Here is a 16,505-nt window from a genome sequence, read left to right as displayed (position 1 = left end):
CCGACTTTTTGAAAAAGTCGGGGATCTGATGTGGCTGAGATTTTAGACTAAAATGGACATCTAGAGTTTATTAAAATTCATGCTATGAAATCGATTGCATGTGCTGGCACTATTAGTGCGAATGGCGAATTAGTACTCGATGAGCCTTTGCCTCAAAATCAACCCAGTCGAGTACAAATTGTGATTTTATTTCCAGAAGCACCAGAATTAGCCGATCTCACGCCAGCGCAATGGAATAAAACAGCAGCCAATAATCCCAGCTTTGCTTTTCTCCACGATCCTGAAGAAGATATTTATACCCTTGAAGATGGCATAGCCGTAAGTTATGAAGGGTAAAATAGTACTGGTTCAGTTCCCCTTTGATGACCTCTCAGATCTCAAAGTTCGACCCGTTTACTGTCTTACTAATGCGATTGGTGATTACAAGCACGTCGTTTTCGCTTTAATTACCAGTCGAATTCCGACAACACTTCTAGATACAGACTTAATTATCGATTCGACCCATCCAGATTTTAATCTTAGCGGACTCAGACAGGCATCGACAATACGCCTAGATCATCTCGTCACCCTCCGCCAATCGATGATTCGCCGCGAACTTGGCTCTTTGAGTTTAGCTACCCAGGATAAAATTGTAGAAATTATCGTTAATTTAATTCAGTCTTAATCGATTTACCGCGATCGAGGGTCATTTGGATGTTTAGCTTGTTAATTGCCTAAATCTAGCAACCAGAAACTCAATTTTTGAAAAGCCGGGTTTCTGTCGATTCTATTACTATGAACAGATTGAAGTGTAGAAAACCTATTACAAATGAAAATATTCTGCGAGTGTGGTCATATTATTCATGATAATACAGATTGTATCAGCTACAAAGCCAGTTTTATAGCCGACCAAGATTCTTCTGATTTGCGCTATAAAATAGAAGAACAAATTAAAAAATTAGTAACGAATATCGAAGATGCTGCATCTAATAAAATTGATGTAGATGTATTAATTGAAGATACAATGACAGATATATCTGATACCATAACTGACTATAGTCCCCGGACTATCTATCAATGTTCGGAGTGTGGTCGTCTCTTTGTTGATGATAATCAATTTTATACTCATGTTTTCATATCGCAAGATAATTCAGTGCCAAAGAATTTGATGCGCTCAATTAAGGGCGATGAGTGGAAGTTTAATCCACATTGATTTATATTTATTTTTCAGTACCCGTCCAGTTACTAAAAAAGAACGTAAAGCTTATGAGTCAGATCTCTGAAATGGATGATGATTTGCAACCCGAATATGATTTTACTCAACTCACTGTTGTCGCTCGTGGAGCAGGACGCAAGAAGTCTTATGTAACTATCCAGTTAGATCCTGATGTCGCCACAATTTTTCCAGATTCTGGTGCAGTTAATGAAGGATTGCGCCTGTTAATGAGACTAATTAAACAGCAACAAAGTTTACAGTCCGTAACTGAATCAGAAAAAGTGTAATTTAATATTGTCACTAGTAGTGCTTTTATTAAAAACGAACGCAGGTCAATTAAAGAATTACATCTGACTATTAAACATTAAAACTAACAGATGATTGTTACTACAAATCCAACTATTAATATTTTATGTCAACCGACATCAGCCGCTTGGCTCGAACAAGCATTAGGGAATATCGATACCATCTTGCTCGATCATTCGCATTGCGAGCGCAAAGCAGCCAGCACCGCAATTAATATGATGTTTCGCTACCCATCCAGTCATAAACTGGTGCGGCAATTAACCGCCATCGCACAAGAAGAATTAGAGCATTTCGAGCAAGTCAATCAGATTCTCGAACGACGTGGTGTTCCCCTCGCACCGCTCAATGCACCGCCTTATGGGAAGGGATTGATGAGCCAAGTGCGTACTCAAGAACCCCACCGGATGCTCGATTCGCTCCTGGTTTCGGGATTGATTGAAGCGCGTTCTCACGAGCGACTGGGATTACTCGGTAGCAATCTTCCCGATCCGCAATTAGCGGCATTCTATCGAGGGTTAATGGCATCAGAAGCCCGTCATTTTGGGATTTATTGGTTGCTTGCCGATACTTATTTCGATCGTCCGCTCGTGCAATCTCGCCTGAGTGAATTAGCGATTTTTGAAAGTAATTTACTTGCCAATCTTCATCCCGAACCCAGAATTCATAGCTAAGAATCTGTCGGTGTCGCATCGGGGTAAAAAGTCACGATCGCGTTATCTTCTTTAACAAATACTGCCGAATAAGTATGTCCTGAATCTGCATCGACAACCGGAAAATTAATAACCGATCGCGATTTAGATCTACTTTTAAATGCTACTGTTGCCGCTACTAATAATTCTGTTGCATCCGTAACTAAAGCATAACCATTGTGTCGATCGATAATAAATCGATTGCCATGTTTTAGCAACACTCCTAGCGTATATATTACCCCGGCGATAGTTTCTTCTTGATGGTGATTATCTGGCAATCTTCCCGCCACTCCTAGCTCTTGTAATTGCAGATATCGCCCCGCATAATGCATTCCTTTGAGTTGCCCATCATCGATGGTGCCACAGAAAACATGCTCGAAACCAGCTCGTTTAAACCAAATTTCGGTCAAATCGGCAATAAATTCAGCGTCGGTAGTTCGTCCTGGAAAAATTTCACCATTTACCGCAGTTTTAATTAATTTTAAGACTTGTGGATAAGCTGTTAATAATTTAATAAAATCTTGAGCATCAACTCGATCGCCTACATTACCACATACTTGCAATAGATCGCGATCGAATGCAGATAATTCTGGCGGTGATGGCGTAATATCGACTTCAATTCCGTGCGGAAAATGATGTCGTTCGGGATTATCGATGCGATCGAAAAATGGTGCTAAATGTTTTTTACGAAGGCGAGGTTTTTCCATTTAGTAGATCCGAGTTGGATAGTATGGGCAATTTACTTCCACCAGCATAACCGATCGAACCAGGTAAACTTTTGCCGTCGCTGGCGTTGATACGTATGCCACTCTTGCGCGGTTTGATAGATGAATTCGGTATAACTGGGCGACAAACAGGGAACGGCAGTCAGATCGGCGATTTTGAGTTGATTATGGATGGCGATCGCGAAAATTTGAATTAATTCTGGTGCATTGTGACCGAATATTTCTGCACCTAAAATTCGTCCGGTGGGGGTGACAATAACTTGACAAAAGCCGCTATTAATGCCGCTTATAATTGCCTGAGGCGAGTTTTTTAAATAACTTTGCAAGACGATCCGATCGCGGCGGTTGCTATTGGTTGCCATGCTGAGTGTCATGCCGACTCTGGCTAGCGGCGGATCGGTATATACCGCCCACGGTAAGTTTTGATAACTGTTATAGTCAATTTTAGTTTTGCGCCGCGATAGTGCATTGCGGACGGCGATTTTGGCTTCATATTCAGTCAAGCTCTGACTGTGATAGCCACCCAAAACATTTCCACAGACACCACCACAAGCATAAATTCGCTCGTTAGAAGTTTGGAGCTTATTATCGATCGAGATGCCTTTTTCGGTATAGTCTACACCCACGCCGAGCAAATTAAATGATTCTAATCGCGGTCGATCGGGTAAAGCGATAAATATCTCATCGACAGCGATCGTTTCATCGCCGAGCGTAACTAACTTAGCCCGATTTTCGGTATCGACATTAGTAACAATCGTTTCTAAATAAATCTCCACTCCATCGGCTTCTAATTGCGCCTGAATGAGATTGGCAAGATCGGGATCTTCGTATGGCAAAATTCGTTCGGTTTCGACGATTAGTGAGACTCGACATCCTAATTTTGCCAAGGTTTGAGCCAATTCTACTCCCACCGATTCCGAGCCAACAATCGCCCAGCGCAACGGAATTTGCCGATCGACTAAACTTGGCAATCGATCGAGTACCATATAACCCGCAGCTTGAATCCCCGGAATTAACGGATAATGCGAAATCGTACCAGTCGCGATCAGATAAGCACGAGCGCGCAGCACTCTATTCTCGACATTAAAAGCCAGTTGGGGACGACGACAAAATTCACCCATCCCGACGATCGTATCTACACCCATCGCCGCTAAGACTGAATTGCTCAATTGCCGATCGAGCCTATCGATCGCCGCTTCCGCATACTTCCAGGGGTAGCTAGTTGGCTGCTGAAGCCGCGTTCTCTCAATCCGATGGGATTGTGCTATTCGCGCCAACGCATAGGGGTAGAAATCGCGCTGAGGATGGAGTCGTTCGTCAGCTAGCTGCGGTAATACCAACGCCACCCGCGCCTGTAAATTGACAGCTTCGATCGCCGCTGCTCTCGCCGCTGCTGTCGCACCAATAATTACTAAGTCGTATTCTAGAGTCAAAATTGGGAAAGAGGGGAGATGGGAGATGGGAGATGGGAGTAAGAAGTAAGAAGTAAGAAGTGGAAAAATCCCCTCCTCGGAGCGAAAAGTGCGTTCTTGGGGTTTCCCCAAGTAAAGCACCTTTTCAAGACAGGGGTGCCCAAAGGGCGGGGCGTTGCACTGAGCGAAGCCGAAGTGTGGGTAGATCTTTGCTAAAACCTAAAACCTAATACCTAACACCTATCCTCTAACCAAACCGATAACCGAAGCCGCGTACGGTGGTGATGTATTGCGGTTGGCTGGGATCGATTTCGAGTTTTTCGCGCAACCAGCGAATGTGAACATCTACGGTTTTGCGATCGCCGATAAAGTCAATCCCCCAGACGCGATCGAGTAATTGCTCTCGATCCCAGACGCGGCGCGGGTTTTGCATAAATAGTTCTAATAACCTAAATTCTCTCGGCGAGAGATTCACATCGATACCGCGTACTGCTACCCGATACTCTTCAGGATAAAGTACGACCTCTTGAAATTGAATAGTTGGCGGATCGGCAGCCACATTCAGCCGCTGACGACGCAGCAGCGCGCGACAGCGTGCGACTAATTCTCGCATACTAAACGGCTTACTGATATAATCATCTGCGCCTACTTCTAATCCTAATACCCGATCGGTTTCGGTGGTTTTAGCACTGACAATTAAAATCGGGACGTGATTATTTTGGTATCGTAAAAATCGACATAAATCTAAACCGCTGACTTTAGGCAGCATTAAATCGAGAATAATTAAATCGAAGGGAAACTCTTGGAGTTGGGGAGTTGTGGCTTGACACTGTGTCAGCGCACTATGTCCATCTGCGACAGCAACTACTTCATAACCCTCCTCTTCTAACCCTAACACGAGCAGTTCTCTAATCGATTCTTCATCTTCTACTACTAAAATGCGATTGGTGACTGTGCCTAATTGCCCGATAGCAGAGTGATTCGACATGTTGAGTGCGAGCATCATCACAAATAACGAAAAAAGATAAGGAATTGATTGTCTAATCTAAAGTCTTTAAACAAGTATTTAGGTAGTCCGATCGGGGGCAAAATTTTTTGTATCTACACTATTATTAGCAGGCGATCGCCTCTCTCACAATGCTACACGATAAATAGGTAATAATTGTGGAGATATCGAGAGATGGCGATCTCTTTGTTGAGTTTACTCGACGACGACGCGAAGTGTCGCTAAAGTTGGATCGCTACACCCCGCAATTTCACCGCCGAGATCGATAATTTTTTGCAAGTAAGTAAGTGCGACTGTCGTGATGATTTCACCTGGGATTAAGACTGGAATCCCCGGTGGGTAGGGACAAATTGATTCGGCACTAATTTTGCCAACAGCTCGATCGAATGGTACGCTAATATGGTGCGATCGATCGGCTTGACGTGGTGTAATTGCCATCTGGGTAATAATATTAGTCGGTGGCTCGATCGAGGTTAAATTTAGCTGTCGATAGCGATTGTAATTGCTAGCTAGTTCGGTAAATCCTGCGACTAATCGATCGATATCGGCGAGTGTATTTCCCAGACTAATAATAAATGTTAAATGTCGGACTGATGGTAATTCGGCAACAATGCTAAACCCTGGATGTTGCGGCAATCTTGCTGACTCAGTTAAAATTTCATCGGCTTCAAATCCAGTTAGGTTCAAACCCGTGACGGTGACAGTCAATCGCGTCGGATCGAGATATTTCCAGCCCGGTGTGGGGGCATCTAATTTAAGTGTCGAAAGTCCATCGATCCGCTCGATCCGCTCTCGCGCAATTCTGGCTAACTCGATTGTTTTTGCCATCAACTCTTCGCCATGTAATGCCATTTGTTGGCGCGCCGCGTCTAGAGAAGCTAATAGTAAATAACTCGGACTAGTTGTTTGCAATAGCCGTAACGCTCGACTGACTCTCTCGATATCGATCCGAGGGCTATTTACATGCAACATCGCCGATTGAGTCAACGCACCCAATAACTTATGCGTCGATTGTACCGCCAAATCTGCCCCCACACTTAACGCCGCAGGTGGTAAGTCGGCATGGAACCCAAGATGCGCGCCGTGAGCTTCATCTACCAAGAGCGGAATCTGATAACTATGGACGATCTCCGCAATGGCAGCTAAATCGCCACACGCGCCGTAATAAGTCGGATAGACCACCATCACGGCTTTAGTATCGGGATGCTGCTCTAGCGCGAATTTAACCGCCGCTGGAGTAATGCTATGTGCCAGATCTAACTCTCGATCGTATTCTGGCTCGATAAAAATCGGCACCGCACCAGCATGAATGACACCAGCAATGGCGGAAGAATGGATATTACGAGGCAAAATAATCTTGTCCCCCATTCCACAAGTTGCCAAAATTGCCGCAATAACTCCGGCTGTCGAACCATTGACTAAAAACCACGTCTGTTGCGCGCCAAAAGTTTCAGCAGCTAAAGCTTGCGCGGCGGCGATAATGCCTGTGGGGGCGTGGAGATTATCCAATCCTGGCAGTTCTGGTAAATCCCATTTCAACACATCCGCCCCCCACCGATCGACTAAACTAGAGTTCATCCCGACACCGCGTTTGTGCCCAGGCGTATAAAAAGCCGCATGATTTGTGCTAACCCACGCCTCAAGTGCGTCGATAATTGGCGTTTGACACTGATTCGATCGATTCATTTATTGCCAACTAAAACTATCCACTATTCACTATCCACTATCCACTGAAACACTAGTAACTCTGTTTTAAGGCAAGATCTGAATTAACCCAACTTTGCTCGAACTACCAGCGCGGTGATATTATCATGACCGTTATATTCGTTGGCAAAATCGATAAGTCGATCGACCCCATCTTGCAGATTGGCATTAGGCGAAAGTAAGGGTGCAACATTTGTCAACCAATAGTTTTCGAGTAATTGATTATCTGTCAAACCATCAGAGGCTAGTACGATTAGCGTATTTTCTTGAAGTTCAAAAAACCGAATATCCGGGGCGATATAATTGCGATCGCGTGGGCCGATTGCTTGAGTTAATTGATAAGAATCGGGACGACCGTAAGCAATGTCTGGATCGACTCCCCGTAAAATTTGTTGTTGCCCCACTTCGTGATCGAGCGTGAGTTGAATTAAACCTTGAGTGGGAGTAATTCCATAACAGCGCGAGTCGCCGACGTGCGCCACGGCAATATTCCGATCTTGGACTAATACCAGCACTAGCGTGGTACCCATTCTACCGCTACCGTGGGCAGATTTTTTTTGATTGATCTCAAATACCGCCTCATTCGCCGCGACGATACCTTCACGGATAGTTTGCTCGTCGGGGAGAGTATCGCCGTCCCAGCGAGTGGCAAAATAGTCTCGCAAGATATCTACTGTCATCGCGCTGGCAATTTCGCCCCCGTCGTGTCCCCCCATCCCATCGCAGAGAATGTAGACACCGCGCGCGTTGATGCTATTACCTTTCGGGCTATTTTGGCGATCGATCCGACTCACCATGCCATAGCAATCTTCATTATGGTCGCGTTTTTTGCCTGTATGCGTCGCTGCTGCATCTTCTAAATCGATTAAATTTTGGGCAAGCGAGATTGTCGGTGCCTCTTGGGGAGTGCTTAAATCTGCCGAGACTGGCGACTGGAGTGGCGCGCTGAGTTGTTTGGGTTCTAGTTCGTAGGCAATTTGCTGAAGTCTCGATCTAACTTCTTCAATCCGTTCGATTTCGCCGCTTTGGATCGACTGGAGCAAGTTGGCAATTGCCGAAGAGGCGGGACGATGAGATTCGACTTCATTTACCGGGAAGCGATCGAACAATTGTTTCCACATTCGTGCTAAATCTGCAAGCTGGAGTTGCCTATCGACTGGCTCTGGGTGCAACCGTTGGAAGCAGATTCTCGCGTCTTCATCGAGCAGCAAGTTAGCGGTTTCGAGTAAGCTTTGGCGCATTTGCCACGGTTCGAGTGCTACCCACAGTTTGAGTGTCGAGTCTAGCCAATAAATCGTTTGGGAAGAGGGAATTTGGGGATCGTTCCAGCTAGCGGCTAATTGTGTCCAGTTGCTGCGATCTTCAACGATTGTCACGGCTTTACCATCATGACTCCAACTATCGCGAATCGTCGGCACCGTACCGGGTAAACTGACTTGGAGCGCGATATATGCTTGCGCGACTTTGGGAATGCCGTGCGTATTCCAAAACTGCCATTGTCGATAGGCAGCAATTGGTTTTGCGGCTGTTGTGCTGTCTGGCTCCGACTCAGCATCATCAATCGGGCTATCTAATGTGACGGGTTCTTGCTCCATCAATATCTCCAAGAGGGTATTACAGAATGGTTGACGATCGATTACCCGGACTTGGCTAGAGTCGCCCGGTTTCAGTAGCTGAAGGGCTACTGGATCGAGCAATCTATAGTTACATTGAGGATCGAGATAGGTAGTCGCCACTAGTGGCTCGCTGTTAATGACCGGATCGACTGTCGGTTCGACTCGTGTCTGGGTGGGTATCGATGGAAATCTGCTCTCAAATTTGTCCGCTGTCAGATCTGGCTCCGACAAATCCCAAGGACTTGGCTCTAGCTCGTCACTGGGTGGGGCTGCGACAAGTTTGTCTGGTTGGACGAGCGATTCGAGGATGTCACCAGCTCCATCCCACAGGCTGAGATCGTCCAATGAGAGATTACTATCGCTGGCATTAACTTCGGCGAAGATCGGTTCGATTTGCGCCAATTTATCCCCTAGTTCGCTGCTGTCTGCTGACTCCACTCCCACCTGCTGGGTGGCTGTTTCGCCTGTCGGTTCGATAATTGCCCACCAATAAGTACCGCTGCTGGTTTGGCACTGCGGACAACTTTCGGCATCAAAGTCTACATTTTGCCCGCAATTGCGACAAACATAGTGTTTGAGCGACTTACCACAACCTTGACAAAAATTATTGTGTTGGGGATTTGTTAATTGACAGTATGGACAGCTAATCATATTGGTAGATGACAACAGAGCACTTTAGAGATGTAGGCAAGCAACCTCAATAGGTGCGAGTATTGAGTAGGTTGTAATAGTATCAATATTACACCAGTCAGATCGGGCAGGTTTAATTCCCCGTAGGATTGCCCGCATCTTAGCAACTCCAACAAATCTCCGGTAAGGTCGGCAACTCCAAACTTACCTAAGATTAAATCTAGTTTGCCATGTGTCAGTCTCAGATTGAAATAATCTAACTAAAATAAATCTTCTATTATCTATACTTCCCATGCGGTTGGATTAAATTTACAATTTCTCGATCGTTATATGAGTAATTGTTATCGATCGGGCTTGACTTTTAGTTCCGCCTCAATCAAAATGACGCATTAATTGTAACGTGCCTAGCCCCAGATCGTCATCGGCGAGAGATTTAGTTTCCAGAAAAGCGATTGTCTCTCGGATGCCAGGATTGCCCCGTGCCTTACCCGTCAAGCCTTGGGCGACGATCAAGCCGCAATATCCTTGAGTTTTGTTGCTCCGCTGGTGCCACTTTTTGCGCGCTTCCATGTGTACTGCGCTGTCATTATCGAACTCGCCAAATAGCTGCATTTCATCATCGGCGAGTTGTAAGATGCCCAAGTCGAACCGATCTCCGGCGATCGGATCTTCACCAGGATTGAAGCAAATTCCCTGTAAGCCGCCAGCCTGTTGAATCCGCTCGATAATTTCGCGGGCTTTGGGGCGAGTCGTCTGGATCAGGATAATTGGTAACCCTTCGCCCAAAGGCTGGACTTCGCTCGATTGGTGATAAACAACCGACTGACGAATGATTTCGACTCGATCCCAGGGCATCATCCCCAAACTAATAAATGAGTCGTTGGGAATTAAATCCTCGCGAATTTGGAGTTCGAGCGGATCGAATTCATCATCATTTCCCAGTGCCAGATGCATTTTCAGCAATTCTTGAGAAAGTTCTGGTAATGTTTCGACGATCGCCGTTTCGCTACGGGATGGCGGTGCGGTGCCACTTACGCGCAATATTGGTTCTGGCGCGCTCAGATCGGGGATCGTCACTTCGATCGTCGCTGAGAGACTGGGTAGTTCGTCTGCGTCTAATTGCTGCCTAAAATCGGCTATGAACTGTTTAAGAGCCATCAGTGCCACATTCGTCGCGATCGCTTCTTCTTCGTACAAGAAGGGGCGCATACCCTCCATTGGGTGAATGTTACCGAAGTTCGGCTCGATCTCGGTCGCTGACAATGTACCTACATCGTGCGGGAGATCGGAGCCTTTAGTAGAAATCTCTACCGCTGCGTCGAAAGTTACAAAAATACAATCTTGAGACAAAAAAGCCGACTCCATCTGGCTAGATTCGTCGCGGTTGAGAGCCATTGCCCGAAACCGATGCAACGATTCGAGCGATCGATACAGCAGCACGCCATACTCCATCCCTAACATGCCCATTACCGAGACATAAAATTTTTCGATATCCCATTTATTTAACTCGATTGAAATCGCTTCATAATCAGCTAACATCGACCACGGAGCCAAAGTCCAAATCTCTCTGGCAGTGGCTTTGAGCGATTCTAAATAGCGACGGGGCAATTTGGGCGCGCGCGCGCCAGCCAGATCGGTAAACCGCTGAAATAATTCATCGACAATCGGCAATTCGGGCACGTATTCGACGACGATTTCTAAATCTTGAAGTACGCCGCGCAGGTAAAATTGTAACTGGCGATCTCGCACGACAATTTTCTGGGGACGCGCTGGCTGTGATGGAGCTTGGGGTGATTCCATCGCCTTAATTAAGGCTCTGACGATCGCTTCATTCCCCATCGTCGCATTGACAACTTCCATCGATCGCACTACACAGTCGATCCCATCCACCCAGACGATCAGTTCTCTGCGCTGCTGGATCCGATCTAAAGCCGCATCGCGATCTAATTCTAACTCCTGAACCAACTCGGCTACATAGCGTCGATCGCCCTCCCAGACACTGGAAAGTTGGGGAAGTTGTTGGAGTCGTCGTTGAGTGGAAGGACTAATCGCCGTCATAATCAAATTGCACCTAAGAGTCGAGCGAAAATTGCCAGAAAATTGAAAATATCCGCCCTTTCGATCTTATGCGGTAATTTATAGTCGGCACCGATCGGGTCAGAGAAGTTAACATAGATTTAGGTTTAAGTTTGCTTAAATCTGCTAATTTGGAGATTTCTCACCGAGAGTCGAGCGTAACCCATGACTGAAGTAATTGCTACGAAAAAACCCAGTATCCAAATGACCGACAGTGCCCTAGCGCACGTAGTCGCCTTACGCGAAAAGCAAGGTAAAGATCTGTGCTTGCGTGTCGGTGTCCGTCAAGGCGGTTGTTCGGGAATGTCTTATGTGATGGATTTTGAAGATCCCAGTCAGATTCGAGACGATGACGAAATCTGCGATTACAGCGGGTTCAAACTAGTCTGCGATCGAAAGAGTATGTTATATGTGTATGGTCTCGTCCTCGACTACAGCGATGCGATGATCGGTGGTGGGTTCCAGTTTACCAACCCTAATGCCGCGCAAAGTTGTGGTTGTGGTAAATCTTTTGCAGTTTAGGAAGGCTTTAGGTGTTAGGTGTTAGGCTTTAGGCTTTAGAAGTATTTTAATACCCAATACCCAAAACCTAACACCCAAAACCTAACACCCAAAACCCAATACCTAACACCTAATACCTAACACCTAACCCATGGCTGAAACCATCGCCCCGAATGAATTGTTTGACAATGCAATTGAGAAATATCAAGCAGGTGAAAGCCCAGCGAAGCTAATCCCAATTTTTATTGATGTCTGTAACAAATCGCCGAAACTCGATAGTGCGTGGACGTGTCTATCCTGGTTGTACTTACTCGAAGATAAGCCCCAACTAGCGATTAAAGCTGCTCTCAAGTCGATGAAAATCGATCCCTTCGACGCTCAAACGCGGATCAATCTAGCCGCAGCGATGCTAGAAGTTAAGCAATCTGGCGTTCGCGAACATATCGAACTGGCGAAAAGTCTCGTCGAAGCCGCACCCGAAGTTCGCGCTCAAGTAGTTGCCAATTTTGAAGATGGATTCAGTCGCAAACCCGATTGGGCGAGTCTCAAGCGGATTGAAAAGTTGATTTTTGAGGACTAGAATTAAGATCTGGGTAGGGGTGATTCATCAGTTGCCCCGATCTCGATCGCTATGTGGGTAGTATTTGTCATCATTATTCATCAACTTCTAAAAAATGTTAAATACCAAAACTCAATTAATCGGCTTACAAGCCGATAAGTTTCGTCACCCATTAGACTTAGAAGCGACTACCAGCCTCCGCAGACTCCCTGGCTTAGATTTATTGGTGCGTAACTTATTAGGTGGCGTTACTGAAGAATTTCTATATCTCAATAACATTGCCGCTAGCGTGCTGATTGGCGAACATCAACTCCCCCACATCCACAAACTACTAGTCGAAGCCTGTGGCATTCTCGATTTAGAAGTACCCCAACTCTATCTCAAACAGCATCCCGCGCCTAATGCCTATACGATGGCAGTACGCGGTAAAAAACCCTTCATCGTCGTCCATACCTCCCTCGTCGATTTACTCACCCCCGCAGAACTCCAAGCCGTCATCGCGCACGAATTGGGACACCTTAAATGCGAACATGGCGTTTACCTCACCCTCGCCAATATCATCGTTCTCGCCACAGGTGGCTTATTGCCAGGTGTCGGTAATGCGATCGCCCAAAATCTCCAGGCGCAAATGCTCCAATGGTTGCGCTGTGCCGAGTTCAGTTGCGATCGGGCAGCTCTACTCGTCAGTCAAGATCCCAAAACTGTAATTTCCGTCTTGATGAAACTCTCCGGCGGATCGCCACTACTGGCACCATTGCTAAACGTCGATGCCTTTCTCGATCAGGCTCGTGCTTATGAGGCGATCGGCACCACTAGTTTTGGTAAAATGCTCACAGCCAGCCAAACCGAACAACTCAGCCATCCCGTGCCCGTATTGCGCGCCAAAGAGATCGATGCTTGGTCGCAAACCGATAATTATCAGTCCTTGCTAAATAACCCCACTATGCGCTATGATAAGCAAGCTATAAATAAGGGCGGCTGGCGGAATTGGTAGACGCAGTTGACTCAAAATCATCCGCGAAAGCGTGTCGGTTCGAGTCCGACGCTGCCCATAGCATGACACCCAATTGTATTCCGGTTGGGTTAGATAAGAAACCCGACTTCTTTTAAAGAGGTCGGGTTTTTTAGTCGGAATGAATGGCAGTTTATTAAGGAATTGTGAGATCCTAGTCCCAGCATCTGGGGATCGCCTATAGTGACAAGTAGGTATATTTACTACGCCTCACCAGCACCAGAGGCACGTCAACATAGCTAAATATCAGCAAAACGATCGACCAACGCGAACGCGATCGACTAATTGCATCAAAATTTTGAGATCGAGCATCGACGCGATCGCTCCAGCAAAATGTTAGCAAATTTAGATTGGGTATTATCTGCTGAACGGCATCGTCCTCCAGATCTCAGACCTGCTACCATCCCAGAGAACGATCGTCATTAAATATCTTAACTAATCGATCGGGTGCATCCCGATTCAGAATGCCTATGAATAGCTTCCCCTGGTTGACCACAATTATTATATTTCCAGTACTCGCTGCGCTAGCGATCCCGATTATTCCCGATAAAGATGGGCGGACGGTACGCTGGTACGCGCTAATTGTCGGATTGATTGATTTTGTATTACTCGTCTATACCTTTGCTAACCACTATGATATTCATAGCGATCGACTCCAACTAGTCGAAAGCTACACTTGGATTCCCCAATTAGATCTCAGATGGTCGGTAGGAGTCGATGGAATTTCGATGCCGCTGGTATTACTCACTGGCTTTGTAACTACGCTAGCAATTTTAGCAGCATGGCCAGTCACCTTCAAGCCCAAACTATTTTACTTCCTGATGCTGGTCATGTACGGCGGACAGATTGCCGTCTTTACCGTCCAGGATATGTTGTTATTTTTCCTAGTCTGGGAACTAGAACTCCTACCAGTTTACCTATTCCTCGCAATTTGGGGCGGTAAGAAGCGACTCTACGCTTCGACCAAATTTATCCTTTACACCGCTGGCGGCTCCTTGTTCATCCTGGTAGCTGCCTTAGCGATGGGATTTTATGGCGATACAGTTAGCTTTGATATGCGGACATTAGCCGCCAAGAATTACACCCACAATTTCCAGCTCTTTATGTACGCTGGATTATTGATTGCCTACGGGGTCAAACTACCGATTATTCCGCTCCATACCTGGCTCCCCGACGCGCATGGAGAAGCTACCGCACCAGTCCACATGCTGCTAGCGGGCGTACTACTGAAGATGGGCGGTTATGCCCTAATTCGGATGAATGCAGGCATGTTACCCGACGCTCACGCTACGTTTGCACCAGTATTGATCGTGCTGGGGGTGGTAAATATCGTCTATGCCGCCTTAACTTCGTTCGCTCAACGCAACCTCAAACGGAAGATTGCCTATTCTTCGATTTCGCACATGGGATTCGTGCTAATTGGGATTGCCTCCTTTACCGATGTGGGCATGAGTGGTGCAGTCTTACAAATGGTCTCCCACGGCTTAATTGGGGCGAGTTTATTCTTCCTAGTTGGAGCGACTTACGATCGTACCCACACCTTAATGCTCGACGAAATGGGCGGTGTCGGGCAAAAGATGAAAAAGATTTTTGCGATGTTTATCGCCTGCTCGATGGCTTCCCTCGCTTTACCAGGCATGAGCGGCTTTGTTGCCGAACTGATGGTATTTGTCGGTTTTAGTACCAGCGATGCCTACACGACCCAGTTTAAAGTGATTATGGTGTTAATTGCGGCGATCGGAGTCGTACTCACCCCGATTTATCTGCTCTCGATGCTGCGAGAAATCTTCTATGGTGCCGAAAATAAAGAATTAGTCGCACACGAAGAGTTAGTCGATGCCGAACCCAGAGAGGTATTTATCATCGCCTGTCTATTGGTACCGATTATCGGCGTAGGTTTCTACCCCAAACTGCTCACCCAGATTTATGACTCGACCACTACCACTCTAACAGCACACCTACGCGATTCCGTCCCGACGATCGCCCACAAGCCTTCTAATCCAGTCGCAAGTGGCGATATCGTCCGCGCACCCAAAATTATCGACTAGTCGCTACTACGATACTGATGGTATGAGGGTATCGACTAGCGGTACCCTCACTATCCCAATAGCTCGATCGATTTAGAATCTAGATAATCTCAATCTCCCGATCTTACGTTATAATTGTAAACTGATGTATTCGCTCGTCGGGATGTAGCGCAGCTTGGTAGCGCACTGCTTTCGGGAAGCAGGGGTCGGAGGTTCAAATCCTCTCATCCCGATTAAGGGTAAAAACAGCACTATAAAAGGGTTTCGGCAAGGCTTTCAAGCTTTGTTGAAGCCCTTTTGTTGTCATTCAGGCAATGTAAAAGGGTGATTAGGGGTGTTAAGACATGACGTTTTTACCACCTTTTTTACCACCATGAAAGTCACGATCGAACCGCGCAAAGGTAAGTTACTCCTAAGATGGGTTTGTCCCCAAACAGGAAATCGAGTATCCATATCGGCGGCTGTAGAAGATTCCCCAACGGGTAGGGCGCACGCACAAGGTATTAAGTGCCAGATTGAGAACGATGTTAAGTATGGGTACTACGATCCGACCTTTCTCAAGTACAAGCCCCGCACGCTCGGCAAGAATCCTACTGAGACAAGTACGGTCGAACTATTTGGGACATTCACCAAGCATCAAGTCAAGAGTAAGGGATTGAGTAAAAACTCGATCGATACCCGTTACAAATTTCTGGCTCGGATGCTAGAAAAACATCTGAACATTCGAGCGGCTGATGTCGATAAACGTCGCGTCGAAGCGTTTGCGGCTGTCTGTTGGGACACTTTGAAACCAGACACCGCCAAGCAGAGAATTTGGCTGTTAGAGAGTGCGTGGGACTCGGGTAAGGACAGATATCATTTAGCTGATGAAAACCCGTGGCGAGGTGTAGCCGCTAGGTTTCGATCGGTGCCAGTCCAGCCCTGTGCAACGTTCACTAGGGATGAAGTTAAGCGCATCATTCAGGGCTTTAGAGACAGTCGCTACTATTCCCACTATGCCGATTATGTGGTGTTTCGATTTGGGATGGGTACGCGCCCTGGTGAAGC

The 16,505-nt window shown here is 46.5% G+C and carries 16 protein-coding genes, 2 tRNA genes and 1 pseudogene; 13 read left to right on the top strand and 6 right to left on the bottom strand.

Annotated features, from left to right (window positions below; translation table 11 throughout):
• The first annotated feature begins 84 nt into the window (after nt 1-84).
• The 5 genes from Q0R35_RS06285 (at nt 85) to miaE (ending at nt 2,172) form a co-directional block, all read left to right on the top strand.
• A complete protein-coding gene (locus Q0R35_RS06285; RefSeq protein ID WP_295615236.1) occupies nt 85-336 on the top strand; it encodes a hypothetical protein in 252 nt (83 codons plus the stop codon).
• On the top strand, nt 326-664 hold the full coding sequence (locus tag Q0R35_RS06280; protein ID WP_295615235.1) for a type II toxin-antitoxin system PemK/MazF family toxin: 339 nt from the start codon (nt 326-328) through the stop codon (nt 662-664). Before Q0R35_RS06285 ends, Q0R35_RS06280 begins: the two co-directional genes overlap by 11 nt.
• Before the next feature lie 144 nt (nt 665-808).
• Nucleotides 809-1,192, top strand: a complete 384-nt coding sequence (locus Q0R35_RS06275; protein WP_295615234.1) for a hypothetical protein — start codon at nt 809-811, stop codon at nt 1,190-1,192.
• 53 nt (nt 1,193-1,245) lie between these two features.
• Entirely contained in the window at nt 1,246-1,482 is a 237-nt protein-coding gene (locus Q0R35_RS06270) for a hypothetical protein (protein ID WP_295615233.1), read from the top strand.
• Nucleotides 1,483-1,572: 90 nt separating this feature from the next.
• Nucleotides 1,573-2,172 carry a tRNA isopentenyl-2-thiomethyl-A-37 hydroxylase MiaE gene (gene miaE, locus Q0R35_RS06265; RefSeq protein WP_295615232.1) on the top strand — a complete coding sequence of 200 codons (600 nt, stop codon included), beginning with the start codon at nt 1,573-1,575 and terminating at the stop codon, nt 2,170-2,172.
• Here miaE and Q0R35_RS06260 read toward each other — a convergent pair.
• From Q0R35_RS06260 to Q0R35_RS06235, 6 genes are all read right to left on the bottom strand, one after another.
• Nucleotides 2,169-2,897, bottom strand: coding sequence for an EndoU domain-containing protein (locus tag Q0R35_RS06260; protein ID WP_295615231.1), 729 nt, complete (start codon nt 2,895-2,897; stop codon nt 2,169-2,171). The genes miaE and Q0R35_RS06260 overlap by 4 nt on opposite strands.
• A 32-nt stretch (nt 2,898-2,929) precedes the next feature.
• Nucleotides 2,930-4,348: an NAD(P)/FAD-dependent oxidoreductase gene (locus Q0R35_RS06255; RefSeq protein ID WP_295615230.1), complete on the bottom strand. Its 1,419-nt coding sequence runs from the start codon at nt 4,346-4,348 to the stop codon at nt 2,930-2,932.
• A gap of 226 nt (nt 4,349-4,574) precedes the next feature.
• The gene (locus Q0R35_RS06250) at nt 4,575-5,330 is read right to left on the bottom strand and encodes a response regulator transcription factor (RefSeq protein WP_295615237.1); all 756 of its coding nucleotides are present in this window, start codon (nt 5,328-5,330) and stop codon (nt 4,575-4,577) included.
• A gap of 198 nt (nt 5,331-5,528) precedes the next feature.
• Nucleotides 5,529-7,019 (bottom strand): aminotransferase class I/II-fold pyridoxal phosphate-dependent enzyme, encoded by a 1,491-nt coding sequence (locus tag Q0R35_RS06245; protein WP_295615229.1) that lies wholly within the window; start codon nt 7,017-7,019, stop codon nt 5,529-5,531.
• A gap of 83 nt (nt 7,020-7,102) precedes the next feature.
• On the bottom strand, nt 7,103-9,319 hold the full coding sequence (locus tag Q0R35_RS06240; RefSeq protein WP_295615228.1) for a serine/threonine phosphatase: 2,217 nt from the start codon (nt 9,317-9,319) through the stop codon (nt 7,103-7,105).
• A 336-nt stretch (nt 9,320-9,655) separates the two neighbouring features.
• The gene (locus Q0R35_RS06235; protein ID WP_295615227.1) at nt 9,656-11,341 is read right to left on the bottom strand and encodes a hypothetical protein; all 1,686 of its coding nucleotides are present in this window, start codon (nt 11,339-11,341) and stop codon (nt 9,656-9,658) included.
• A 183-nt stretch (nt 11,342-11,524) separates the two neighbouring features.
• On the opposite strand from Q0R35_RS06235, the gene Q0R35_RS06230 reads away from it, so the two are divergent.
• From Q0R35_RS06230 to Q0R35_RS06195, 8 genes and pseudogenes are all read left to right on the top strand, one after another.
• Nucleotides 11,525-11,881, top strand: coding sequence for an iron-sulfur cluster assembly accessory protein (locus Q0R35_RS06230; protein WP_295615226.1), 357 nt, complete (start codon nt 11,525-11,527; stop codon nt 11,879-11,881).
• A 130-nt stretch (nt 11,882-12,011) separates the two neighbouring features.
• Nucleotides 12,012-12,440, top strand: coding sequence for a hypothetical protein (locus Q0R35_RS06225; protein ID WP_295615225.1), 429 nt, complete (start codon nt 12,012-12,014; stop codon nt 12,438-12,440).
• Nucleotides 12,441-12,534: 94 nt separating this feature from the next.
• On the top strand, nt 12,535-13,413 hold the full coding sequence (locus Q0R35_RS06220) for a M48 family metallopeptidase (protein WP_295615224.1): 879 nt from the start codon (nt 12,535-12,537) through the stop codon (nt 13,411-13,413).
• Nucleotides 13,392-13,471 (top strand) — tRNA-Leu (locus Q0R35_RS06215). The genes Q0R35_RS06220 and Q0R35_RS06215 overlap by 22 nt, the downstream gene beginning before the upstream one ends.
• A gap of 245 nt (nt 13,472-13,716) precedes the next feature.
• Entirely contained in the window at nt 13,717-13,857 is a 141-nt protein-coding gene (locus tag Q0R35_RS06210) for a hypothetical protein (protein ID WP_295615223.1), read from the top strand.
• 44 nt (nt 13,858-13,901) lie between these two features.
• Nucleotides 13,902-15,479, top strand: coding sequence for an NAD(P)H-quinone oxidoreductase subunit 4 (locus Q0R35_RS06205; protein WP_366944833.1), 1,578 nt, complete (start codon nt 13,902-13,904; stop codon nt 15,477-15,479).
• 138 nt (nt 15,480-15,617) lie between these two features.
• Nucleotides 15,618-15,691, top strand: a tRNA-Pro gene (locus tag Q0R35_RS06200).
• Nucleotides 15,692-15,831: 140 nt separating this feature from the next.
• Nucleotides 15,832-16,505 (top strand): annotated as a pseudogene (locus tag Q0R35_RS06195) (site-specific integrase); the annotation flags it as partial.

Source organism: Chamaesiphon sp. GL140_3_metabinner_50, assembly GCF_025361915.1.
GTDB lineage: Bacteria > Cyanobacteriota > Cyanobacteriia > Cyanobacteriales > Chamaesiphonaceae > Chamaesiphon.
The sequence above is the reverse complement of the archived record's forward strand: the minus strand, read 5'-3'. Positions and strand labels throughout refer to the sequence as shown.